This is a genomic window from Methylobacter sp. sgz302048 (assembly GCF_052162025.1).
Classification (GTDB): domain Bacteria; phylum Pseudomonadota; class Gammaproteobacteria; order Methylococcales; family Methylomonadaceae; genus Methylobacter.
This window is the reverse complement of the sequence record NZ_CP197401.1, coordinates 4,038,538-4,061,821: the sequence shown is the minus strand read 5'-3', so window position 1 is coordinate 4,061,821 and position 23,284 is coordinate 4,038,538. Positions and strand designations below refer to the sequence as shown.

Sequence of the window (23,284 nt, the reverse complement as noted above, 5' to 3'; positions counted from 1 at the left end):
ACTCAATTACTTAACGCGCATGCCCGGCTGCGCGCCTTCGTCAGGGTGCAGCACCCATATGTCTTTGCCGCCGGGGCCTGCCGCCAACACCATGCCTTCCGAGACGCCGAAACGCATTTTGCGCGGGGCCAGGTTGGCGACCACGACCGTCAATTTGCCTTCCAGGTCTTCCGGCGCATAGGCCGACTTGATGCCGGCGAAGATATTGCGCGTCTCATCGCCGATATCGACGGTCAATTGCAGCAGTTTTTCGGCCCCTTCGACAGGGGCGGCTTTGACAATGCGCGCAATGCGAAGATCCAGCTTGGCGAAATCGTCGAACTCGATCGTGTCGGCGATCGGCTCGCAGGTACGGGCTTTGGGCGCTTCGGCGGTTTTCTCCAGGCTTTCCTTGGAAGCCTCGATGATGGCCGCGATTTTATCTGGCTCAACACGCGTCATGAGCGGTTTGAAGTCGTTGATGGCATGGTCTGTCAACGGTTGCACATCGGCTGGCCAGGCTTGCGAGGCGATGTTCAGGAACTGCTCGGCTTCGGACGCCAGCGCCGGGATGACCGGTTTCAGATAGGCGGCCAGCATACGGAACAGGTTGATGCCCATCGAGCAGACCTCATGCAGCTCGGCGTCTTTGCCTTCTTCTTTGGCGATCAGCCAGGGTTTTTTCTCATCGATGTACTGGTTGGCTTTATCGGCCAGCGCCATGATTTCGCGCATGGCCTTGGCGAATTCACGCGCTTCGTAAAACTCGGCGATTTGCGCATGGGCTTTGGCGAATTCGGCGAACAGGGCCGGTTCCGAACAGTGTGCCGACAGTTTGTTGTCAAAGCGTTTCTTGATGAAACCGCTGCAGCGGCTGGCGATATTGACGACCTTGCCGACCAGGTCGGAATTCACGCGCTGGCTGAAGTCGTCGAAGTTCAGGTCGATATCGTCGACGCCGGCGCTCAGCTTGGCGGCGAAATAATAGCGCAGGTATTCGGGATTCAAATGGTCCAGATAGGTCCGGGCTTTGATGAACGTACCGCGCGATTTGGACATTTTCTCGCCATTCACAGTCAGGAAGCCGTGCGCGAAAATGGCGCTGGGCGTCCTGAAGCCGGCGCCGCTCAGCATGGCCGGCCAGAACAGGGCATGGAAGTAAATGATGTCCTTGCCGATGAAATGGTACAGCTCGGCGTCGCTGTCCTTGCTCCAGAAGGCGTCGAAATCGATACCCTGCTTTTCGCACAGGTTTTTGAAGCTGGCCATGTAACCGATGGGCGCATCGAGCCAGACGTAAAAATATTTGCCCGGCGCGTCCGGAATCTCGAAGCCGAAATAGGGCGCGTCGCGCGAGATATCCCATTGCTGCAGGCCGGCTTCCAGCCACTCATCGAGCTTGTTGGCGACTTCCGGCTGCAAATGTCCGGATTTGGTCCAGTGCCGAAGCAGCCCGACAAAATCGCCGAGTTTGAAGAAATAATGGACAGAGTCTTTTTCCACCGGCTTTGCGCCTGAAATGGCGGAAATGGCGTTTTTCAATTCGGTTGGTGAATAGGTGGCACCGCAGGCCTCGCAGCTGTCGCCGTATTGATCGGGCACGCCGCATTTGGGGCACTCGCCTTTGATGAAACGGTCCGGCAGGAACATGTTCTTGACCGGGTCGTAGGCCTGCGTAATCGTGCGCGAGGTGATGTGTCCGGCATCACGCAGGCGTGCGTAAATCAGCGATGAAAAAGTCTTGTTCTCGTCGGAATGGGTGCTGTGATAATTGTCGAAAGCGACGCCGAATTCAGTGAAGTCGGCCAGGTGTTCCTTGCCGATCCGGGCGATCAGCTCTTCCGGCGTAATGCCTTCGCGGTCGGCTCTCAGCATGATCGGCGTGCCGTGCGTGTCGTCCGCGCAGACGTAATAACATTGATTGCCGCGTTGTTTCTGAAAACGTACCCAAATATCCGTTTGAATGTATTCAACCAGATGCCCAAGATGAATAGGGCCGTTGGCGTAGGGTAAAGCGCTGGTGACGAGAATTTTTCTATCCGACATAAAATTAAATACCAAGCAGTACGAAGACAAAACGAACCGTGTATTATGGCATAAAATAGCGCCGCTACCGAATAACGCTGCGCTAAAATGTGCATTATATGAGAAAAGCGGTAAAATGGCTTCTATTCCAGAGTAAATTACTTGGTTATTTGCTCGTATCCTTACTTTCCTAACATGGAGCATAGTATGTCAAGCATCGAAAGGGCTGATGTAGAAAATCTTCTGAGTACGTTTATCGATCCGAACAATGGCACCGATCTGGTTTCCGCAAAAACGGTGAAGGCGATCGCAATCGATGGAGCCAATGTCAGCGTTAAACTGGAACTGGGCTATCCTGCCAAAAGTTATATCGACGAGCTGAAGACGGGCGTCGAGCGGCACCTGAAAGCACTGGACGGCGTAGGCAATGTGACCGTCGATGTTTCGGTAAAAATCATTGCGCATGCCGTACAGCAGGCGTTGAAGCCGTTGCCCAATGTCAAAAACATCATTGCCATCGCCTCGGGTAAAGGCGGGGTCGGCAAATCCACGACCTCGGTCAATCTGGCGCTGGCATTGACGGCTGAAGGCGCTCAGGTCGGCATTCTCGATGCCGACATCTACGGCCCCAGCATTCCGACCATGCTGGGACTGTCCGGCTATCCGGCCAGCGAGGACGGCAAGACCATGATGCCGAAAGTCTCTTACGGCGTGCAGACCAATTCCATCGGTTACCTGGTCGATGCCGACCAGCCGATGATCTGGCGCGGCCCGATGGTGACCAATGCCTTGCAGCAACTGCTGAAGGACACCAACTGGAACAACCTTGACTATCTGATCATCGATCTGCCGCCCGGCACCGGCGATATTCAGCTGACTCTGGCGCAGCAGATTCCGGTCAGCGGCGCGATCATCGTCACGACGCCGCAGGATATCGCCCTGATCGACGCCCAGCGCGGTCTCGGCATGTTCGAGAAAGTCAACGTGCCGGTGCTGGGGATCGTGGAAAACATGAGCATACACATTTGCAGCAACTGCGGCCATGAAGAAGCCATTTTCGGCGAGGGCGGCGGCGCGGCCATGGCCGAGAGAAACCGGGTCGACTTTTTGGGCTCGCTGCCGCTGGATATCACTATCCGCCAGTTCGCCGATTGCGGCCGGCCGACGGTCGCGGCCGATCCCGACGGACGCCCGGCGCAGATCTACAGGGAAATTGCCCGCAAGGCCGCTGCCAAACTGGCGCTGAAAGCCAAGGATTTCAGCAGTAAGTTCCCTAATATTGTCGTGCAAAATACTTGATTAGGCAGTGCAAGGCTGAACACTGGCTTGGCGTTGGCAGTTCTGCAGGGTACGCACCGCATACCTTTCGGATTTTCTCGACTCATCGCGGCTCTGAAAAGGTACGCAGTGCGTACCCTGCGGCTGAATGCTGGCTTGGCGTTGGCCGTTGGCTGGCTGTTTCCGCCTTGCGCCCGACTATCTGTCTGTGTGAAAATTAGTCTTTTTAAATCAATTAGGTATTTGGTAGTTCATGAGCATTAAGTCGGACAAGTGGATACGCCGCATGGCGGAAGAGCATGGCATGATCGAGCCGTTTGAACGCGGTCAGGTCAGAAATGCGGAGCAAGGGCGCGTCATTTCCTACGGCACATCCAGTTATGGCTATGATGTCCGGTGTTCTGATGAATTCAAGATTTTCACCAATATCAATTCGGCCATCGTCGATCCGAAAAACTTCGATTCGAACAGTTTCGTCGATGTGAAGTCCGATGTCTGCATCATCCCTCCGAACTCGTTTGCGCTGGCGCGCACGGTCGAGTATTTCCGTATTCCGCGCGACGTCTTGACAATCTGCCTGGGCAAGTCGACTTATGCCCGTTGCGGCATTATCGTCAACGTCACGCCGCTGGAACCGGAATGGGAAGGTCATGTGACGCTGGAGTTTTCCAATACCACGCCGCTGCCAGCCAAAATCTATGCCAATGAAGGCGTCGCGCAAATGCTGTTCATCGGCAGCGACGAAGTGTGCGAAACCTCTTACAAGGACAGGGGCGGCAAGTATCAGGGGCAGACTGGCGTTACCTTGCCGAAAACTTAAGATTGCGGTTGGTTTTGGGCGTAATCCTATCCCCATCAGCTTAAGCAGATTGATTATTCACCAAGAAGGGCGCGGGTACGTGTTCTCCGTGTTCTTCGTGGTTTTATACGCTTACTGGACTTTTAACGGTGCCTCTACCCTGGTCGGCGGCATTTGCACGAAGAAACCTTTTTCCTTAAGGCTGGCTATGACTTTACCGGCATCTTCCCGGGCCAGCTTGCGTTCCGGCGTCAGTTCGAGCTCCATGACGAAAGCCATTCTTCCGAAGCTGTTGAACAGCATTTCCGGCACTTTCGAGAAATCGTCTTTTTTATCGATGTACAGATAAAGGTCTTCTTTTTTGAGGCTTTTATAAATGAAACACTGCATGGCATTAAACGAAAATGAATCAAGACAGCTATTTTAACTATTTTTGGTTAGAATGGCTTATCCTTAATTCATAATCGTACCGATGGCTAAAACCTCTTTCAATCCCGATACTTTCTACAAACAGGCCTGTTACTTTGAAGCGTCGCTGATCATAGTCGCGGTCATTCTGGGCTGGATTGCCGGTATCGATCCTTTTGAAAACCTGCGCTTTTCGGAAAGCGCGATCGCTTACGGCATATTGGGAACGCTGCCGTTATTTATTATGTTCGCGGCGCTGGAACAGTTGCAGATAGACTCTCTGGCGCACATCAGACGATTGTTGGTTGAAACGTTGGGGCCCGGGCTGCACCGTTATCACTGGGCCGATGTGTTTATGCTGGCGGCGATTGCCGGCGTATCCGAAGAGATTTTGTTCCGCGGCGTGATTCAGCCCTGGATAGAGTCGTCGTGGGGCATGACCGCGGGGTTGATCGGCAGCAATATCATTTTCGGGCTGGTGCATGCCGTGACGCCGCTTTATGCGCTGTTGGCGGCGTTGGTGGGGCTTTATCTGGGCTGGTCTCTCGATTACGGCGGCGACAGAAACCTGGTGACGCCGATCATCATTCACGGGCTCTATGATTTTCTGGCTTTTATGGCGCTGATTCGCGCGTATAAGGGGCGTCAATAGTCACATCGATAAAAGATTCGGCGATATACGGGGTCTCCAGCGGGACGGGCTGGCTGATCCAGTAGCCTTGTGCGTAATCAATGCCTAAGGCTGCGATTTTGTCATAAACATCCTTGTTTTCGACAAACTCGGCGATCGTTTGCTTGCCCATCAGATGGCCGATCTCATTGATGGACTTGACCATGGCCAGATCGATTTCATCGTTGCAGATATCCTGGACAAAAATGCCGTCAATCTTCAAATAATCGACCGGCAGGTTTTTCAGATAAGCAAATGAAGACAGGCCGCTGCCGAAATCATCCAGCGCAAACTGGCAGCCGCTTTCCTTTAGCGTGGTAATGAACGTGGTCGCCATGTTCAGATTGGAAATCGCCGCCGTTTCGGTGATCTCAAAACAGAACTTATGGGCCGGCAGGGCGTAATAATCCAGCTGCCGCGTGATGGAGCCCAGAATGCCCTCGCTGCCCAGGGTATGGCCGGACAGGTTGATCGTGCACAGCGACAGCTGGGCCAGTTGATCGGGGTTATCGGCAAGCCAAGCGAACGTCTTCGCGATAATGTACTGATCGATTTTCGGCATCAAGCCGTAGCGTTCGGCGGCCGGAATGAACGCGCCGGGCGGGATCAGTGCGTTATTGTCTTCTATTCTGACCAGGATTTCGTAATGCTCGCCATCCTGTTCGCGGGTGCTTTTGATGTGGTGTTTATAGATCCGGAAATGATCTTTATCGAGCGCTTCATTGAGCTTGGCGATCCAGTGCATTTGCCCGGAGCGTTGCAGGATTTCCTCGGAGTTCTTCTGATACACATAAACGCGGTTGCGCCCCGCATCCTTGGCTGCATAGCAGCAGGCATCGGCGATCATGAGCAGGTCGTTGAGCGAGTGGAATTCCTCGTCGATAGCGATTAAGCCGATGCTGACGCCGATGCGGAAACTTTGGCGCTCCCAGCTGAACCGGTAATTGGCGATGATTTCGCGCAGCGAGTTAGCCAGCCGCTCGCCTTGTTCGATCGTGCAGTGCTCCATCAGGATGCCGAATTCATCGCCGCCCAGCCTCGCCAGCGTGTCGCGTACTCTGACTTCATGTTGCAGCAAGGTCGTGACCTGCTTGAGCAGTTCATCGCCGGCGGTATGGCCGCAGGTGTCATTGATGATCTTGAACTGGTCCAAATCCAGATAACAGAAGGCAAAATCGCCTTCGCCGTGGTTTCTCGCTTTCAGAACACGGTTGAGCCGGACTTCAAATTCACGGCGGTTCACGAGTCCTGTCAAGGGATCGTGCGCGGCCTGGTAGGCGAGTTCTTTCGACAGGCGCCGCGATGCCGTGACATCGCTGAATACGAGGACAACGCCTTGTATCTGGCGGTCCTTGTCAAGGATCGGGGCGGCGGAATCCTGAATCGAGTATTCAATGCCGTAGCGGTTGATCAGCAGCGTATCGTGGCTGACGAATTCGGTCTCATGGGTGGCCAGAACGCGAAAGACCGGATTGGGCAACGGTTTCCGCGTGATGTCATTGTAGATATTGAAGACTTCGTCGATGACGCGGCCTCTGGCTTCAGCTACGCGCCAGCCGGTCAATTTCTCGGCAACCGGGTTCAGGAATTCGATAATGCCGTTTCTGGAGGTGGTGATGACGGCGTCGCCTATGGACTTTAACGTAATCAGCGCGCGTTCTTTTTCCCGCCTTAGTTGCTCTTCAGCCTGCTGGCGATCGTTGATTTCCTGGCGCAGTTCAACCGTGCGTTCCGAGACCAGGTTCTCGAGCCGGTTGCGGTAGTCATCCAGCTCCTTTTCAGCCGCCTTGGCTTTTAAAACATTATTGATGGTGACCGATATCAGTTTCAGATACTGGCCGCTAAGATCCTTGGTCAGATAATCGGCGGCCCCCATCTTGAGCGCCCTGACGGCAATATCCTCGCCGCCGCTGCCGGTCACGAAAATGACCGAGGTCGTCTCGGGGATGAAGGCAAACAGGTCGAAGGCCGTGCCGTCTCCCAGGCCGTGATCGGCCAGGATGATCTCATAGTCGTTTTTTTGCAGAGCCTCGATCGCTTCTGCCACGGAGCCGGCAATGTCATAGTCATAAGGCAGATGCTCGCGTTTGACAAAGCGCTCGAAGCTCATCTGGTCGGTCAGGTCATCTTCGACTAATAACAGTTTTATGTCCGCCATGAGACTTATTTTTTTAGGGTCCAGTAGGAACTGAGTACCTGAATTGCGTCGATGAACTGATCGTACTCGACAGGTTTCAGAATATAGCCGGAAATCCCGAGGTCAAAGCTCTGGTTGACATCCTGCTGCTCCAGCGAGGAGGTCAGCATCACCACGGGGATGTTTTTGAAGGCGGGATGGCTCTTCAGTTGCTTCAGGCATTCGTGACCATTCATTTTGGGCATATTGATGTCCAGCAGGATCATGCAGGGCAGCTCTTCGTCCGAAGTTTCCAGATAATGCAAGGCTTCTTCACCATTATGGACCGTAACCAGTTTGTTGACGACGCCGAGTTTTTTTAGACCGCGCTTCACGGTCATGATGTCGACTTGATCATCTTCAACGAGCAAGATGGGTTGCATGCTATTCATATTCTTTTCTTTTAGGTATGGTAAAAATAAACGAGCTTCCTTTTCCTACTTCCGACTCAAGCCAGATTTTGCCGCCCCATGTCGTGACAATTTTCTCTATCACACTTAAACCAATACCTGTGCTTTCTGACTGGTCTTTAGGTTTTAAAGTTTGAAATAATTGAAATATTTTTTCCTGATATTTTTTATCGATGCCGGGACCGTTGTCGGTTACCGAAAATTGCCAGTCATGATCTTGTTCCATGCAGGTGACCGAGATAATACCTTTGTCCTTATCGTTATATTTGATGGCATTATCTAACAAGTTTTGAAAAACCTGAAACAGTCTCAGTCTTTCGCCGATGATGACCGGCAAATCGGCTTGAATATGCACTTCGATGTGCTCGGGCGGAGCGATCAGGCTGATTACTTCGGCCAGCAATTGCGAACAATCGATTCGCTCCTCGGGCTCCGCAACCCGGCCGACCCTGGAGTATTGCAGAATGCCGTCAATCATGTCGTGCATGCGTCTGGCTCGATCGCGCAGCAGGGCCATTTGCTCGCGGCCGTCTTCGTCAAAAGCGTCGGCGTAATCCTCGCAGATCCAGCCTGAGAGCTGGTTGATGGCCCGCAATGGCGCTTTCAGATCATGAGATACGACGTAGGCGAAATGCTTTAATTCTTCATTGGCGCTATTCAACGAGGCCGTGCGTTCTTCAACGCGCTGCTCCAGATCCGCGTTCAGGGATTGTATCTGTACCTGGCTGCGCTTCATTTCCTCAATCAGCAGGGTATTTTCCAGCGCGATCGCCGCTTGCGCGGTCAATAATCGGGTCAGTTCGATTTGTTCGCGCGTGAATGCGGAGGTGATCAGGTTGTTTTCCAGGTACAAGACACCCAGGGCATGCTGTTGCTTCAATAACGGCGCGCACAGTATCGATTTAAGGTGTTGATGTTGTACCGTATTGTCGGCTATGAAATCGCCTTCGCTGGTAGCATTGTCGATAACCAGCATTTCAGTGGTGCGAAAGACGTAGTTGACAATGGCCATGCTTAAGGTATCAGTGCTCAGGTTTGGGTCGCCTCGAAGTTGTACATCGACGAAACCATGTTTGATGCCTTTGGCCAATACAACCAGGTCTTGCGGTTCAGCGATGAGCAGATAGCCGGTTTTGGCCCCAAGCCGCTCCATGATCGATTGCAGAATGGCGCTTAGCAAGCCGTTCAGGTCCTGCTGTTGCGTGATGGTGCGTGTCGCCAGCAGCAAATAATTGACATCGAGCATCTGCGCGAGCGAGGTATCGGCGGACAGGCCTTCATCGGGCTGAAAGGTAATGGCGTAGTTTTCTATCAGCTGCCTGACTTTGACTTCCGCGCCGCAGTCATGGTAATGGCCCACTGCCCGGTTTAAATAGTAAGTGGCGTAGCTATGCTGGGTCTCTATCAGTATCTGGCCCAGCCGCTCATTCAGGAAGCCTTCCAACAAGGTGAAATGCTGTGGTTTGCACAGGTCGATCGCATCGAGACAGTGGCGGCGCGTTTCGCTGAAATCGCCGGCATGATTGGCCTGCTCCATCAGCATGAAGGTCAGGTAAGGCTTTAAGATCGGCCCTAGCGCGGCCCAGGTTTGCACCTGTTCCAGGCAGAGATCCAGCATCTCTTGCTCTTCGGCTGGAATGACCTTATGAAGTCTGAGTCCGTTGACATAGCGAAATACATACCACAGGCGATTGAGGATGTTGTCGCTCAGGCCGCGCAGATAAGGTTCCGCCTGATGCAGGTAGTCTGCCGCCTGTTCGTAATTGCCCAGGTAATGACTGCTGATGCCTTTCAGGGAGTAATAACCGCCTATCGAAACGACGTGTTTGTCGCTCTCCCATTTGTTGAGCTTGGCGGCTATGACCTGTTCACTGAAGGGCGTCCGCCCCGTATTCATCATATCCGCCCAGCCGGCCAGCGCGCTTTCGGCCAGCCCCAGGGACAAGGATAAATTGAATTTGTTGGAAAAATGGATGCATTCTTCGGCCACGTCGATCACTTGCCGCAAGTGAGCGCCTTGATGGATCAAATGCCAGATATACGGGCCGTAGGACAGGCCTGCATTGTATAAGTCGCCGCAGTTTTTGCCGCGGTGAATGTTTTTCTGGCACTGCTCGATAATATAAGCCGAATCGCTGCGGTTATGCATATTGGTCCATAAAATGCCGTTAATGCCTTTGGTTGCGCCAAACGTGTCGGGATAGCGGTGCGCCAGCGCCAGCCCCAGGTCTTCATAGCGGAAAGACAGCTCATACTGACCTTGGCGCTGCAGATACAAACCCACCATCGAGAAACCGTAAATGACCGATTCATCAACGCCGCCCGCCAGACAGTTCTGCGTCGATTGAATGGCCGACAAATAAAGCTGCGGCACCATGCCGGCCAGATAATAATCGGGGATCAGCTCGCTGTAGATGCCGGTTTCAATTTGAGTAGCTCTATCACTGCTGGGTTCAATATCGAGGATTTTCTGCCAGATATCCGTATCGCCCTGATGGATCTGTTTGATGATCGCGGCCGCCCGCTCCAGCGCTAGCTCATCATTTTCGGGAATGGCGCGGTTGAAATAGGCCAGGCCGCGATTGCCCAGGGCGATGGCCTGCTCGAATTTGCCCATCGAGGATAGGCCGGTCGTCTGTTCATATAAACAGTCGATGCGGTCGATATCGCTTTTTGCACGACTGATCAATGTATTAAGGATCTGCTCCGATTCCGGCTGGTTGCCCAGCGCCATTTCCGTCCTGGCCAGATATTTGTGCAGCGAGAACAAACAGCCATAATCGGTATCCCAGCTTTCTTTAGGGTAAAGACTCTTGCTTTGATGGAAAAAATAGTTGGCGTTGTCCATCGCCAGTGCTTTCATGGCTGCGATGCCGGCGTAGTAATTGAACTTCGCCTCTTCAATACGGCTTTCGGTGCTTTGATCGGGCTCCCGGCCGTTAGCCAGGTGTTCGACAATGGCGAACAGATTGTGCAGGGTCTCAAGGTCGGCGTTTTCGGGAATGGCGCTGATGAGCGCCTTGGCAATCTGTAAATGTACGCGCTGTTTCTTATCGGCATCAAGAAAGCTGGCGGCCGCCGCCTGGACCTGGTCGTGGAAAAACAGCAGCTGGTCCTTCTCCCTGAGTAAAATGTTGCTGTTGAATGCCGGCGTCAAGGCATGATAAAGAACCGGCAGCGTCATGGCCGTTGTCAACGCCAGATCGGATGCATCAAACCGCGCCCCAAGGCTGGCGGCAATGCTCAATAGTTCTCGAACGCGCTCCGGTAGCTTGGCAATTTTGTCCTTGAACAAGTCCAGCGCCGAATCGGGAATGGCGGTATGGCGCAGTTGTTCGTCATCCCATGTCCAGGCGCCGTTCTCAGTCAGGTGCAAATGCTTGTAGGTATGCAGCCAGCGCAGACTTTCATTGACGAACAGCGGATTGCCGGCCGAGGTCTGGTAGATGATTTTCGATAAGTCTTCGGTTCTGGACGGATAGGTGTTCAGGATATACGCGGTCATCTGGTTGACCTCGTTAAGCCCCAGCGCATCCAGACGGATTTCCTGCAGCGGCCGGCGCGCCTGTTTGACTCTGTGTATCAGGCGCATCAGCCGATGACTGCTGTCGACTTCGTTGTGCCGGTAGGCGCCTATCCAGAACAGGTATGGATAGTCCGTGGCATTGTCGAAAATCCGCTCGAGCAGATCGAACGTGGCGCCGTCGCACCACTGCAAGTCATCGATAAACAGGGTTAAGGGATGCTCTTTTGAAATCAGGCTGGCCAGGAATTTTTCGGCCGTGTCATTGAACCGGTTGCGCGCTTCAATCGGCGGCAGATCCGGCACTTCAGGCTGAGGGCCGATGATCAGATGCAGTTCGGGAACCAGATCGGTGATCAGCCGGCCGTTATCGCCCAGTTGCTCGCTGATGCGCTGGCGCCAATAAGCGATGCGCTCCCTGTCTTCGGTCAGGAAAGTTTTTATCAAATGGCTGAAAGCCTGGGTCAGCGTGCTGTAAGGGATGTGCTTTTTGAACTGGTCGAACTTGCCGGACGTGAAATAGCCGGCATGGGCAACGATTGGCAGCTGCAATTCCTGAATCAGCCGCGTTTTGCCGATGCCGGACAAGCCTGAAATCAGCGATGCGCGGAACACGCCGGCACAGACTTTGCTGTACTCGTCGAGCAGTTGTTTTTTTTGCGTCTCACGGCCGACCATTAACGAAGGAATCGTAATGCGGTTGCTGTAATCCTTCTGCTTCAGGATGAAACTGTTGATGTTCCGGTTTTGCTGTATTCCCCGTAAACAGTATTTCAGGTCCACTATCAAGCCGGCCGCGGTTTGGTAACGTTTTTCGGGCGCTTTTTCCAATAGCAGGGCGACGATTTTGCTGATGATTTCGGGGACGGCCGGGTTTAATTCGTGCGCGAATGCCGGTGTTTCCGCAAGGTGTGAGTGAATGATGGCAATCGGGTCCTCGAACAGGAAAGGCGGTTTGCCGGTCAGGCATTCGAAGAACAGCATGCCCAGCGAATACAGATCGGTCGTATAATTGACTGAATGCTTGATCCTGCCGGTTTGTTCGGGCGATAGATACGGCAGCGTCTGTACGCGAAAATGATCTTCATAGATAAAATGGCTGAGCTGGTTAATATCCAGCACCCTGATGTCATCGATGATCTGGACGGCCAGCGTTTCCGGTTCGATCAATATGTTCGTCGGTTTTATGCTCTTGTGTATATGTCCGGCCTTGTGGATGGCTTCCAATTGCTCGGCGATGGCGATGATAATGTTAAGTGTCGTCGTCAGATCGGGAGCGGCATGGGTTTCCAGCCAGCGGCTCAATGGCTGGGCCTCAATATACGGCTGTATCAGGCACAGGGTGTCGATAGCGGGATGATAGAGTTCGGGAATAATGCTGCGAGGCAGTTCAAGTTCGCTGAGCTGGTTGATCTGCTGGCGTATGTAGGAGGCTGCATCTTCGTTGCAAAATTGCGGCCTGATTTTCTTAACAGCCAGCAGTTTGTCCTGATCATCCAGGGCATACGCTTTGAACACGTCGGCATGCATGCTCTCGCCCAGTTTATCGAGGATTTTATAATTTAATAATGTTTTCATTGCAGCGGACTTAGCCAGAAAAATTACGTATAGGGACTATAGCACTTTTTCTGGAATGTAAGCGTGTGTTAGATACAAATGTAAGCCTATGTAGTAGGGTTTGCTATCATATTTGCCATTTATTGACCTAATCGGGAAACAAAATGCTGGACCGAGTTGAACGCGAAAAATCAAAATCCGATCTTATCCTGCCTTGGACGGTAGTCGCCATCATGTTTGCCATGCTGGTGGCTTATATCGTTGTCTGTCATAGCTTCGGAGAACAACTGCAACAGCCTCTGCCGCAAAATCAACGGGAACTGATCAGAACGATTTTATATGCCGTCGCCATCATCACTTTTCCATTAACCAATCTGATACGGCATATTCAAGTGCGGCTGAATCAAACCATGCCCGGCGATGATTCTAGCAAAAACCGTTATCTGCTAACTGTTATCGTTTCAATGGCATTGATTGAAAGTGTGGGAATCTTCGGTTTCGTCATGTTCATGCTGGGCGATGATTTCAATACGTTGTATATATTTACCGGCCTGTCGGCATTGGGCATGTTCTTGTACCGGCCGAAACCGGATGAGTACTATGCCATTATTGAGGAAAGAAACGCGCGAAAACATCAATAATTTACCGGCTGATACGGCGCGCCTGTACTAAATGCGGCTTATGTCTTTTTCGGCACGCTGGCCTAATGCTTCAGATGGCGGCTTTTAAATTCAAACAATATGAGTCAAGCATAACGGTCATGTCCGTTATTTCTGATATTTGAGCGGGGCTGGCCAGGATTAGTTCCATGCGATGGTTAATGAGGCGCATGGAGCATGGGAGGGGATGGCGCTAGCCGGCAAGGGCAATCGCCCTTGCCGGCCATCGGAATTATGGCTTGATTTCGTCGTAGTTGCGCTGGAAATTGTGGCCGTAAAAGATTTCGAACATCTCTTTTTGCAGCTTTTCCTGGATCTCGGCTTTCTGATCGTCCGATAAATCGCTTTCCTTTTCGAACAAGTAATTTTCCAGTTCGGTTTCCTTCAGCATCATCTTGGTGTGGAAAATATTTTCCTGATAGACGTTCACATCTATCATCTGATAGCTTTCCAGCGTGTCTTTGGCAATATAGTTCTGGATCGACGTGATGTTGTGGTCGATATAATGTTTCTTGCCGGAAATGTCGCGCGTGAAGCCGCGTACTTTATAGTCCATGATGACGATATCGGACTCGAAGCTGTGGATCAGGTAATTGAGCGCTTTCAGCGGCGAGATCTGGCCGCAGGTCGACACGTCAATATCGGCGCGGAACGTACTGATGCCGTTATCCGGGTGGCTTTCCGGATAGGTATGTACGGTGATATGGCTTTTATCCAGATGCGCCAGCACGGTATCCGGCAATGGCCCTGGAGACTGGCTGTTCATGCTGGGCGGCGGCGGAAGGTCGCCTTCCGAAATCAGCATCGTCACACTGGCGCCTTGCGGTTCATAGTCCTGATGGGCAATATTGAGGATTTGCGCGCCGATGATTTCCGCAACATCTTTAAGGATTTGCGTCAGTCTATCGGCATTATAGGCTTCATCAATATACTCAATATAAGCCTGCTGCTGCTCGGCGGGGGCATAACATACATCGTATATATTGAAACTTAGAGACTTCGTTAAATTGTTAAAGCCTTGTAATTGCAACTTTTTCAAAATGGTTAAACCTCGATAACTTCAAAATCATGGGTGATTTCCACCTCCGCCTTGCTCAGCATGATGGATGCAGAACAATATTTCTCCGCAGACAGCTTAACTGCCCGCTCGACCGCCGATGGCTTTAAATCACGACCTTTTACAACGAAATGCAGATGAATTTTGCTGAACACGCTAGGTATGGCATCGACCCGTTCAGCGGAGATTTCCGCCACGCAATCAACGATGTCATGCTTGCCTTTCTGTAAAATCTGTACTACATCAAATGATGAGCAGCCGCCCACCCCCAGCAGGAGCATTTCCATTGGCCGTATGCCCATGTTGCGCCCGCCGTGATCAGGCGGGCCGTCCATGACTACAGCATGGCCGCTGCCGGATTCACCGACGAACATCACTCCGTCAACCCATTTGACTGTCGCTCGCATTTTTTTCCCCGGTTAAAAAAATGTGGCATAGAGTAGCATATAATATGCAATTGACAGAGCTTCAATGTTGATTTTTTTGTTAAAATCCTGCACTGTTATTAAAGGCGTACATACAACATGGATATTGAATGAGTTTTTAATATGACACTAATTTCCCAAGAAAACTCCAATAAAAGGGCGTTGGAGCAGTTTTTAAATCTTTGCCACAAAAAAAAGTACCAGAGCAAAGCCACGATTATCAGGCCTGGAGATCCGGGGGATCGGCTGTATTATATCGTGGAAGGATCGGTCAGTGTCTGCGTGGAAGATGACGATGGGCATGAGCTGATTCTGGCCTATCTTAACAAAAATGAATTTATAGGAGAGATTGGTGTTTTTAAGGGAGTAGAAACGAGGAAAGTCACTATTAAAACGCGCAGTGAATGCCGGTTGGCTGAAATAGGCTATGACCGTTTCCGCCTGGCGCTGAAAAAAGAACTGCTCGAGTATGCGCCTGATCTGCTTTTCATGTTAGGCGAACAATTATCAGGCCGGTTATTGGCCGCCAATCGCAAGTTCTGCGATTTAGCCTTCATGGATGTGGAAGGACGAATCGCCCGGACTCTGCTGGATCTTTGCAAGGAGCCCGATGCCATCACCCATCCCGATGGCATGCAGTTGCACATCACGCGTCAGGAAATCAGCCGCATCGTCGGCTGTTCAAGAGAAATGGCCGGGCGCGTGTTAAAAGAACTGGAGGATAAAGGACTGATCAGCGCGCACGGCAAAACGATTGTTGTGTTTGGTACGCGCTAAGGCGCGAACAAGCAAAGGCGGCTCGGCAGGCCGCCCTTGCAGCAAGATTATTTAGCCGCTACGGAGGCCGCAACGCCTTTAAGCCGGGCTCCGGCGACCGGCTCTTCAGCGTGCCCCATGCTGTTCAAAAAGACAAAAGGCACGGAAGCCAACGTCATGCCTTTATTAATCTGTATGGCAAAATGCAAATGCGGGCCGGAAGTAAAGCCGGTGTTGCCGGAATAACCGATCAATTGCCCGGCAGCCACTTTCAGGCCCGGATAGACCTGGGCTTTATCCTCTTCCAGATGGGCATAAACCGCCATGGAGCCATCAGTGTGCAAAATCCTGATGCTATTGGCTTTTGAGTTATAGGTTTCGTCAATGCCGCCTTTATAGAAGTCATTGTCGACTTCCATGACCATTCCTGCTTTGGCTGCGTAAACAGGCGTGCCTATCGGCATGGCGATATCGACGGCATATTTGTTCTGCGCATCGGTATGGCTGAAACTGCCGCCAAAGGCCTGCGAGATTTGAAACGAGGCATCAGGCGCAATCGGCGGTAAATAGCTTTCCCTAGCCGTGTACTGTGGCAGAGGGCTGCCGGGCGTGTAACGGTATTGAAGAGCATATCCCGAGGATTCTTTTTCATTGATGCCGCCTACTTCAAAAAGTGTATCCGATTCTCCCGGCGCAATAACAAAACGCTGAGGCAGTTCAGGCATCGCGCGGACGTTTTTCTGTTCGGCAAAATTGACTTCGACTTCCACGGGACCTGCATAATCGTTGCGAACATAATATTTTGGCTGTCGTCCTTCGCCGGACTTCAACAGCCAGACCCGCTGCTTGCTCGCCACCTTCATCTGCCTGACAGTTACCTGTTGGCTGGTCTTGGGCGGCTGATCAGTAAAATGCCACGTACCTTGCTCATCCTGAAATTTATAAAGTTTTTTGCCGGCGACATTAAATGAAATGAGCGCTGACAGTATTAAAATTGGTAATCTAAATCTCATTTTTTAGTCGGGGTCAAAGTCTATTCTCTGTCCATAAGAGTTCTGTAGTTTTTGTAAGTTTAAAAATGCAGGGTCCATGACTCAAACAGTGGTTCGACCTTCGCGGCCGCAAATACTTTATTGGCCTGAAAAATCAATAATTATATGTACTTATATCTGTTTTTTAACATAAAAATGTTGGGCATGAATAAGCAATAGTACTGATTATTTTGTTGATAAGTTTCAGCTATGATCGCTATACACAAGTATTCCCAGCTGAGTTCGGGTGAGCGCAAACATAACACATGCAAAGGATAGTTATGATGGAAATCAGAGTATTTTCTGAATTGGCATGTCGATTTTATTTTCGTACAAATTTGTTAATGATTCCCAGGCAAACAGGTTAATTGGGCCGTAGCGAATTGAGAGTCCAGCAAGTGCCGGGTTTATTTATGAGCATCTCTTTTTTTGCGTTGTTATTTGAAGCTTAGTAGTAGAGCGAAAGACATGTCAGTCTTTTTCCATAAGTATCTGAACTTAAAGATAGTGAAGTGGCTTTAACGAAACGTGAGATTAAATATGAATGCAAATTTGCAAATTTTGTTTATTAGTACGGATCATTATTATCGGGGCTTGCTGAAAGGCTACTGCCATGCGCAGCAATTTACTTTTCTTGAATTGGCCGATGCTGTAACCATCAATAAGGAAGTCTTTAGTAATCACTTGGATCTGATTATCCTGGATATGCAGTGGGCTGTATCTTCATTGAAAAAAGAAGACTGGTTAGTATTGCAAGCGATGAGCTTCGCTCACCAGATACCCGTGTGCGCATTAGGGGACAAGGACTATAGTGATGCACTTGAAAGTAAACCAGACTCATGGATAGAGGCTTTTTTTGATGAGCAGCTCATTGTTGAACAATTGGATGGCTATCTGCTGAAGAAATTCATCCAGCATGCTCATGTGCACAGTGAAAGAAGGACTCAGGAAAGGCGCTCCACGGCCGATCGAAGGGCATCTTATCGGGATGCATCAGGGCATCTGTTAGAGGCGGCACAATATGAACCGATGCCGAAAAATGGCAATGGCGATCACGGCACAACAGTCGGTCCTTTTCAAATTGATCGTCGATTTAAAACTGTCTCATTGTATGGGAAAAACATTGACCTTACCCGCAAGGAATTTGAATTGTTCGAGCTGCTGTCCAGGGATGTTGATCGCGTACTAATGGCCGAAGAAATCATTCAGCATCTCTGGCCTGGAAATAATCGCGCGACAAAGTCGGATCTTTATCAATACATGCACCTGCTGCGCAAAAAGATTGAAAAAGACCCTGATAACCCGCAATGGATTCTGACCGTCAAGGGCTTCGGATACAGGCTTGATGTGAGCTCTTCTGCTGAAACAAAAGCCCCGGAAGAAAATTATGACAATCTGGTCGCATGGCCAGGGACAGCCATTGCCCCTGTGGCCCAATAAAAACCTGCTGAAAATTAAATTGCACGGCCATAGCATGTGCTGCCAGCGCATTTATCTGTCTGATAGACTGGGCTCAGGATAAATATTAGCCTGCGATCGAGCATCATATTGCTCGAGAGACAGGCTGGATAATGAAGCGGGTTCGTCGACGACGCTAAATCATGTTCAATCCGGCAGAACCTTTCAAATAGGCCAGGCCTCACCCAGCGATCCTCGAGATCAAATTGCTTGCCCTTATCATTGATCGACTTCCTCTATTCCTTTCATTTACGGCAAAAAACAATTTAATTTCAACCACCTGTCTTCGAATTGAGGCGGGCTGACAATTTGGGGCGCAAGAACTCCTTAAGGGTACATCATGCTCAGCACAGCCTGCAATATATGAATGAGTGATAAAAGCGCTTATTTTTCAGATTGCAAAAATCATGGCGCTGATTGAGCTGAATATCGAACGAAAATGAACCATCAATCAAACGAACAATGAAACTGATTAGCCGCCCATTTTAAAATCCAGCTGATTTTTGTTTTTTATTTATTAAAAAACGGGCAAATTCGCGATATCTACCATTTTCCTTCTTATTATCATCAAAGAGAACTCCAAAACCGAAGAGACTCTCTGATCCTTAAATAAAACGCCGGAACAGGTCTATTAACTTGTTCGCTTCTTCCGGATATATAAGGTATTCGGTTTGCGCCAATCTTAAATTTAAATATCAAACAATAATGAACCTTTTATCAATGCATAAGTATTTTTTCAGATTATGAGTATTTTTTGAGATTGGTTTTATGGAAATTTAAGGTCAGCTTGATCAAAACTAAAGCCGTGGTTGAGCTGGTAACTTCGCCGGAGCAGCATCCGGTTTTTCTGGCTGATCCAAGTGCATCAGAGAAAGTCTGATGATTTTTTATCTCATATGGAGCTGGAACCCCATCCAATAAAAAACCTTAGCAGCAAGAAAAAGCTCAATTGCTTCAAGCGTTTCTTCAGGTTTTGGGTATTGTTTGAATCGGTTCTATGGAAATTTAAGGTTAGCGTGAATGAAATTAAAGTAGGTGTTGAGCTAGAGGGATTGCAAATGTCATTCTGATTTTTCTAGTTCATTCAAATACATCAGAAAAATCTGATGATCTTCTATCTCGTAAGGAGTCATGACATGAAACATTTCAATAAAAAAATCTTAACTGCAGGCATCCTGTTGGCTTTGGGCTCAGTTTCAAATGCATGGGCGGACCCTGCTCTTATTGGCGTGAAAGCGCAATTGCCTTCAGCCGGTGATGGTTCTGTTTCAGCTATAGACGGAAATGCAACCTCTAACTATAAGGTTAATGACTCAACCTTGGCCGGTTCTGTTACCGGTACAACTGCCATTTCTATAACTGCGCTTGCTTCTGTTACACCTAACAACAGCATAGCCGGTTCATTCGTTAGTACAGCCGGCATTAACCAGAGCGTACAAAACCTTGGCGACAACGCACTGGTTCAACAGCAGATTTCTGTTCAAGGCAACGTAAACGTCAATCGGTAAGAGGGCTGTTTAAGCTATAGCTTAGCTTCATTTAATGAAGCCTGCCGATGAGTGAATGGCTGCTTACCGGCTTTTACTGACACAGTGAAAATAACGGAATCAGGAGAATATGATGGACACGATTTTAAAGGGTGGCTTATTGACTCTCCTTGTCGTAATGATCTCAAGCCAGGCAGCGGTTGCCGGCTCTGCTGAAGACCGGAATGGGCTGGCTTTTTCGCAGGCCGAAACTGCAATGCAGGATGAATTGGACAATGAGCGTGGAAAGGGCGGTGTAGATTACCTAACACTTAATGGCATGAACCTGAAGGCGGAGTTAAGCGGCAACGAAGCCAATAATACGGTCACCGGTTACAATGTTATTGACAGTGGCGCATTTGCTAACGCTGTCGGCATAAACTCGGTTATTCAGAATACAGGCAATAATGTTCTTATTCAGGATGCGACTATCGTGAATGTGACAATCATGCCTTGAGCTTTTTTATTGAGAAGGATGCGGTATGAAACGATTGATCGTTATGTACATCTTTTTTATGCTGCCTGCGTTGAACAGTTATGCCGGATCTATCGATTTTAACGGTCTCGCGGGAGCCGGAAACTACAATATACCGGTGACGAGTTTTGCAGAGCGCCGGTTCAAGACCGTTTACAAGCAGCAATATGATTTCAGCTGCGGCTCGGCAACATTGGCAAGTTTGTTGACTTATCACTATGACGATGTGGTCGATGAACAAAGTGTATTTGCCGATATGTATAACAACGGCGATCAGCAGTTGATACAGAAGAAGGGATTTTCGTTATTGGATATGAAGTTTTATCTGGAGAGACGGGGCTATCAGGCTGACGGATATAAAATCAAACTGGATCAGTTGATCGCAGCCAAGGCCCCGGCAATTACTATTATCGACAATAAGGGCTATCTGCATTTCGTGATCATAAAAGGGCTCAATGAGCGTGAGGTTCTGGTTGGTGATCCAGCCGTAGGCGTGAAAACGATCCCTCGCGATGAGTTCGAGGACATGTGGGGCAACCGTATTCTCTTTGTAATCCATAATCAACCGAATAGGGCGGCGGCACGTTTTCAGGCTCAGGAAGATTGGGAACTTCAGATTAAAGCGCCATTAGGATCGGCAGTCGATCGAGCCAGCTTGGGGGAATTCAATCTGCTGCAGCCGGGGCATTGGGATTTTTAACAGCTTGATTCAGGAGTATTTAAGATGAAAGCTTACCGATTTAATCGTTACCGAAAACTCCCCGCAGCTGCAGTTTGGCTATTGATCGGCTTCACCTCTCAAGCGCCGGCATCTGATCTGACGGCAGAGGCGGACAGCCCACTTGCTAATTGGGAAGCCGCATCCGATGCCGAGCTGGCCGAATCACGCGGCGGCTTCACTTTGCCGAATGGCATGATGATTGATGTCAGTCTGGAAAAAACAATTTATCTGAATGGCAAGGAATCTTTTTCCTCTGTATTTCAGTTACCGAGCAACGTTGCGCTTTCTCAGAGCGGTTTACAAAACTTATCACAAGTATTGACTGATTCTGGGCTGCACTCTGTTATCCAGAATAATCTGGACAATCAGATCATCAACGCTATTACTGAGATTAACATCACCTTGCGAAACCTGCCCTCAAATATCTCAACACTTGTTCCCGGTCTGCCAAACACCATTTCACTCATCGCAAATTAATAACCGATGTTGCGCGGTTGCAGGGTCGAATTCACTTGTGCCCTTTAGGGTATTCGACCCGGAACACTCGAGATAGACAGGCATTGCGAATACCCGCAAGGGGCACAAGTAAATTCGCGCTTACACGGCATATCGAATTCTCCTGAAGCGCTTACCGTTGGCATTTCATCAGCCAATAAGTAAATCTACTTAGGTAATATCACTAATTGTTCGTCTATATATTGTTCGTCAATATGTAATGAAATATAAAAAGAAAAACATATTTTAATAATAATAACTATTTAAAAATTGGTTTTCACAGTCTGCTCAACGTTTCATAGATAAACGTTAAGCCGATCTCCAAGGGGGCTCATTCCAGTCGTAGTTTTAGTCAGACAGTTCTTCATTAATTACCGATTGCAGTTTTTAGCGCTTGAAGTGGTTAGCCGTTTATTAAATCAGGGAAGGGCTGTTGTTTATTCGTGTCAGTGAAATAATGGAAATGAAGTAAATGAAGCTAGATAAAATTGGGGGTGTGGGATTTTCTCTCGTGGGAGTGCTTAACGGATTTGTCTTTAGCTCAGGTGTGCTGCTTAATAGCGAAGCTTTTGCCGAAAACGCAAGGCACCAGGAGAGTTCCATCGAGGAATACCGAAAACTTTTTCTGGAGCAGCAAAAAGAATTCGAGAAACAGCGGCGCATCATTACTGAGCAGGGTAAGGAAATCGAGATGTTAAAGGCGCGTCTCGATTCTTTAACAAACCCGGCAGCCGGAATTAAGCCGGCGCCGGTCAATCAGGCGGCCAAGCCGCCTGTAGTGGCCGCGAAAATGAATGCCGGCATGCAGTCACAAAATCCGCTTCCTTCCAAACCTGTTGGTGAAGCACCTCCGCAAACAAAAGAAAAAGCTAGACCACCCGAACTTCCTCGTTTGAGCGAGACTGTCGGCGGCGTGTTAACCAGAAAGGGAAATCTCGTCTTCGAGCCTTCATTGGAATACTCTTATATCGATAACAACAGGGTTTTTCTTGATGCATATACTTTCCCCGCTATTACTGTCGGCCTCATCGATATTCGACAGATTAAACGGCACAGTTTTATCGGCAATTTGGGCGCGCGGTATGGCATTACGGATCGCCTTGAACTGGAGTTCAAAGCACCTTATGTCTACCGTGAAGACACGCAACGTTCACGTCCTGCGGACAGTGGCGCAGGTATTGATGAAACATTCAATGCGACTGGAACTGATATAGGCGATCTGGAATTCGCTGCCCGCTATCAGCTTAGCGGCGGTTCCGGCGGATGGCCGATTCTCGTAGGCAACTTGGTGGCAACGGTTCCGACAGGAACAAGCCCGTTTGACGTGGAATATGCAATGGCTCAAGGCGTAGCTGGAGCGCAATTTCCGACCGAGTTGCCAACAGGCGTAGGCTATTTCAGCATTCAGCCCAGCATCACGGCGATGTACCCCTCGGACCCGGCCGTTTTTTTCGGGAATATCAGTTACAGTTATAACGCCGAGACGAGCGAGGCCGTTGGCAACTTTGATCCGGGCGATGCGGTAGGCTTAAGCTTCGGTATGGGCTTTGGCCTTAATGAACGCTCATCATTCAGTCTGGGGTACTCGCACAAACATGTCTTCAGATCTGACATTAACGGTGCGTCAGTGAGTGACAGCGAACTGGATATAGGACAACTCTTGGTTGGCTATTCTTTCAAGTACACTCCCAAAACGACTTTAAACTTGTCGCTCGGAATAGGCACGACAGACGATTCGCAGGATGTTAAGCTGAATGTCAGGGTGCCGATGACTTTTGATTTATTCTCATCAGGCTCATAATCCCGTTATTTATGGCATAGAGGGAAGGCAGGCTCTGACGCCATTGAAAAAGACA

Annotated in this window: 19 protein-coding genes; 11 read left to right on the top strand and 8 right to left on the bottom strand. The window is 49.8% G+C overall.

All coding sequences use genetic code 11. The features are described from left to right. Positions 1-6 precede the first annotated feature (6 nt). Positions 7-2,025 carry a methionine--tRNA ligase gene (metG, locus tag ACTNE6_RS18195; RefSeq protein ID WP_442497750.1) on the bottom strand — a complete coding sequence of 673 codons (2,019 nt, stop codon included), beginning with the start codon at positions 2,023-2,025 and terminating at the stop codon, positions 7-9. A gap of 186 nt (positions 2,026-2,211) precedes the next feature. Between metG and apbC the strand changes: the two genes are divergently transcribed. Together apbC and dcd are read left to right on the top strand one after the other, a co-directional pair. Further along, positions 2,212-3,303, top strand: coding sequence for an iron-sulfur cluster carrier protein ApbC (gene apbC, locus ACTNE6_RS18190; protein ID WP_442497749.1), 1,092 nt, complete (start codon positions 2,212-2,214; stop codon positions 3,301-3,303). 232 nt (positions 3,304-3,535) lie between these two features. After that, a complete protein-coding gene (gene dcd / locus ACTNE6_RS18185; protein ID WP_194968129.1) occupies positions 3,536-4,102 on the top strand; it encodes a dCTP deaminase in 567 nt (188 codons plus the stop codon). 111 nt (positions 4,103-4,213) lie between these two features. On the opposite strand, the gene ACTNE6_RS18180 is transcribed toward dcd, so the two are convergent. After that, the gene (locus ACTNE6_RS18180) at positions 4,214-4,471 is read right to left on the bottom strand and encodes a YcgL domain-containing protein (protein ID WP_442497748.1); all 258 of its coding nucleotides are present in this window, start codon (positions 4,469-4,471) and stop codon (positions 4,214-4,216) included. 82 nt (positions 4,472-4,553) lie between these two features. Here ACTNE6_RS18180 and ACTNE6_RS18175 point away from each other — a divergent pair, with 82 nt between their 5' ends. After that, positions 4,554-5,141, top strand: coding sequence for a CPBP family intramembrane glutamic endopeptidase (locus ACTNE6_RS18175; protein WP_331821019.1), 588 nt, complete (start codon positions 4,554-4,556; stop codon positions 5,139-5,141). Here the strand turns inward: ACTNE6_RS18175 and ACTNE6_RS18170 are convergent. The 3 genes from ACTNE6_RS18170 to ACTNE6_RS18160 are packed head-to-tail and all read right to left on the bottom strand — an operon-like array spanning position 5,104 to position 12,846. Beyond that, positions 5,104-7,317 (bottom strand): EAL domain-containing protein, encoded by a 2,214-nt coding sequence (locus ACTNE6_RS18170; protein WP_442497747.1) that lies wholly within the window; start codon positions 7,315-7,317, stop codon positions 5,104-5,106. The two genes, ACTNE6_RS18175 and ACTNE6_RS18170, sit on opposite strands and share 38 nt — an antisense overlap. 5 nt (positions 7,318-7,322) lie before the next feature. Further along, positions 7,323-7,727: a response regulator gene (locus ACTNE6_RS18165; RefSeq protein WP_194968133.1), complete on the bottom strand. Its 405-nt coding sequence runs from the start codon at positions 7,725-7,727 to the stop codon at positions 7,323-7,325. Further along, positions 7,720-12,846 carry an AAA family ATPase gene (locus tag ACTNE6_RS18160; RefSeq protein WP_442497746.1) on the bottom strand — a complete coding sequence of 1,709 codons (5,127 nt, stop codon included), beginning with the start codon at positions 12,844-12,846 and terminating at the stop codon, positions 7,720-7,722. The genes ACTNE6_RS18165 and ACTNE6_RS18160 overlap by 8 nt, the downstream gene beginning before the upstream one ends. Positions 12,847-12,989: 143 nt before the next feature. Between ACTNE6_RS18160 and ACTNE6_RS18155 the strand changes: the two genes are divergently transcribed. Then, entirely contained in the window at positions 12,990-13,466 is a 477-nt protein-coding gene (locus ACTNE6_RS18155) for a hypothetical protein (RefSeq protein WP_442497745.1), read from the top strand. A 250-nt stretch (positions 13,467-13,716) separates the two neighbouring features. On the opposite strand, the gene speD is transcribed toward ACTNE6_RS18155, so the two are convergent. Both speD and ACTNE6_RS18145 read right to left on the bottom strand, forming a co-directional pair. Continuing rightward, complete coding sequence (gene speD, locus ACTNE6_RS18150; RefSeq protein ID WP_194968136.1) at positions 13,717-14,523, bottom strand: adenosylmethionine decarboxylase; 807 nt, start codon at positions 14,521-14,523, stop codon at positions 13,717-13,719. Positions 14,524-14,528: 5 nt separating this feature from the next. Next, on the bottom strand, positions 14,529-14,948 hold the full coding sequence (locus ACTNE6_RS18145; RefSeq protein ID WP_442497744.1) for an OsmC family protein: 420 nt from the start codon (positions 14,946-14,948) through the stop codon (positions 14,529-14,531). 141 nt (positions 14,949-15,089) lie between these two features. Between ACTNE6_RS18145 and crp the strand changes: the two genes are divergently transcribed. After that, entirely contained in the window at positions 15,090-15,743 is a 654-nt protein-coding gene (gene crp, locus ACTNE6_RS18140; RefSeq protein WP_194968138.1) for a cAMP-activated global transcriptional regulator CRP, read from the top strand. Positions 15,744-15,790: 47 nt separating this feature from the next. Here the strand turns inward: crp and ACTNE6_RS18135 are convergent, their stop codons facing one another. Next, entirely contained in the window at positions 15,791-16,735 is a 945-nt protein-coding gene (locus ACTNE6_RS18135) for a peptidoglycan DD-metalloendopeptidase family protein (RefSeq protein WP_442497743.1), read from the bottom strand. Between the two features lie 558 nt (positions 16,736-17,293). Between ACTNE6_RS18135 and ACTNE6_RS18130 the strand changes: the two genes are divergently transcribed. The 6 genes from ACTNE6_RS18130 (at position 17,294) to ACTNE6_RS18105 (ending at position 23,229) form a co-directional block, all read left to right on the top strand. After that, the gene (locus ACTNE6_RS18130) at positions 17,294-18,193 is read left to right on the top strand and encodes a winged helix-turn-helix domain-containing protein (RefSeq protein ID WP_442497742.1); all 900 of its coding nucleotides are present in this window, start codon (positions 17,294-17,296) and stop codon (positions 18,191-18,193) included. Positions 18,194-19,347: 1,154 nt separating this feature from the next. Beyond that, complete coding sequence (locus ACTNE6_RS18125; RefSeq protein ID WP_194968141.1) at positions 19,348-19,719, top strand: hypothetical protein; 372 nt, start codon at positions 19,348-19,350, stop codon at positions 19,717-19,719. Positions 19,720-19,828: 109 nt separating this feature from the next. After that, positions 19,829-20,194 (top strand): hypothetical protein, encoded by a 366-nt coding sequence (locus ACTNE6_RS18120; protein WP_228778826.1) that lies wholly within the window; start codon positions 19,829-19,831, stop codon positions 20,192-20,194. A gap of 25 nt (positions 20,195-20,219) precedes the next feature. After that, entirely contained in the window at positions 20,220-20,912 is a 693-nt protein-coding gene (locus tag ACTNE6_RS18115) for a C39 family peptidase (RefSeq protein ID WP_442497741.1), read from the top strand. A gap of 24 nt (positions 20,913-20,936) precedes the next feature. Beyond that, positions 20,937-21,410: a hypothetical protein gene (locus ACTNE6_RS18110; protein ID WP_442497740.1), complete on the top strand. Its 474-nt coding sequence runs from the start codon at positions 20,937-20,939 to the stop codon at positions 21,408-21,410. Between the two features lie 490 nt (positions 21,411-21,900). Beyond that, a complete protein-coding gene (locus ACTNE6_RS18105; RefSeq protein WP_442497739.1) occupies positions 21,901-23,229 on the top strand; it encodes a transporter in 1,329 nt (442 codons plus the stop codon). The last annotated feature ends 55 nt before the right edge of the window (positions 23,230-23,284 follow it).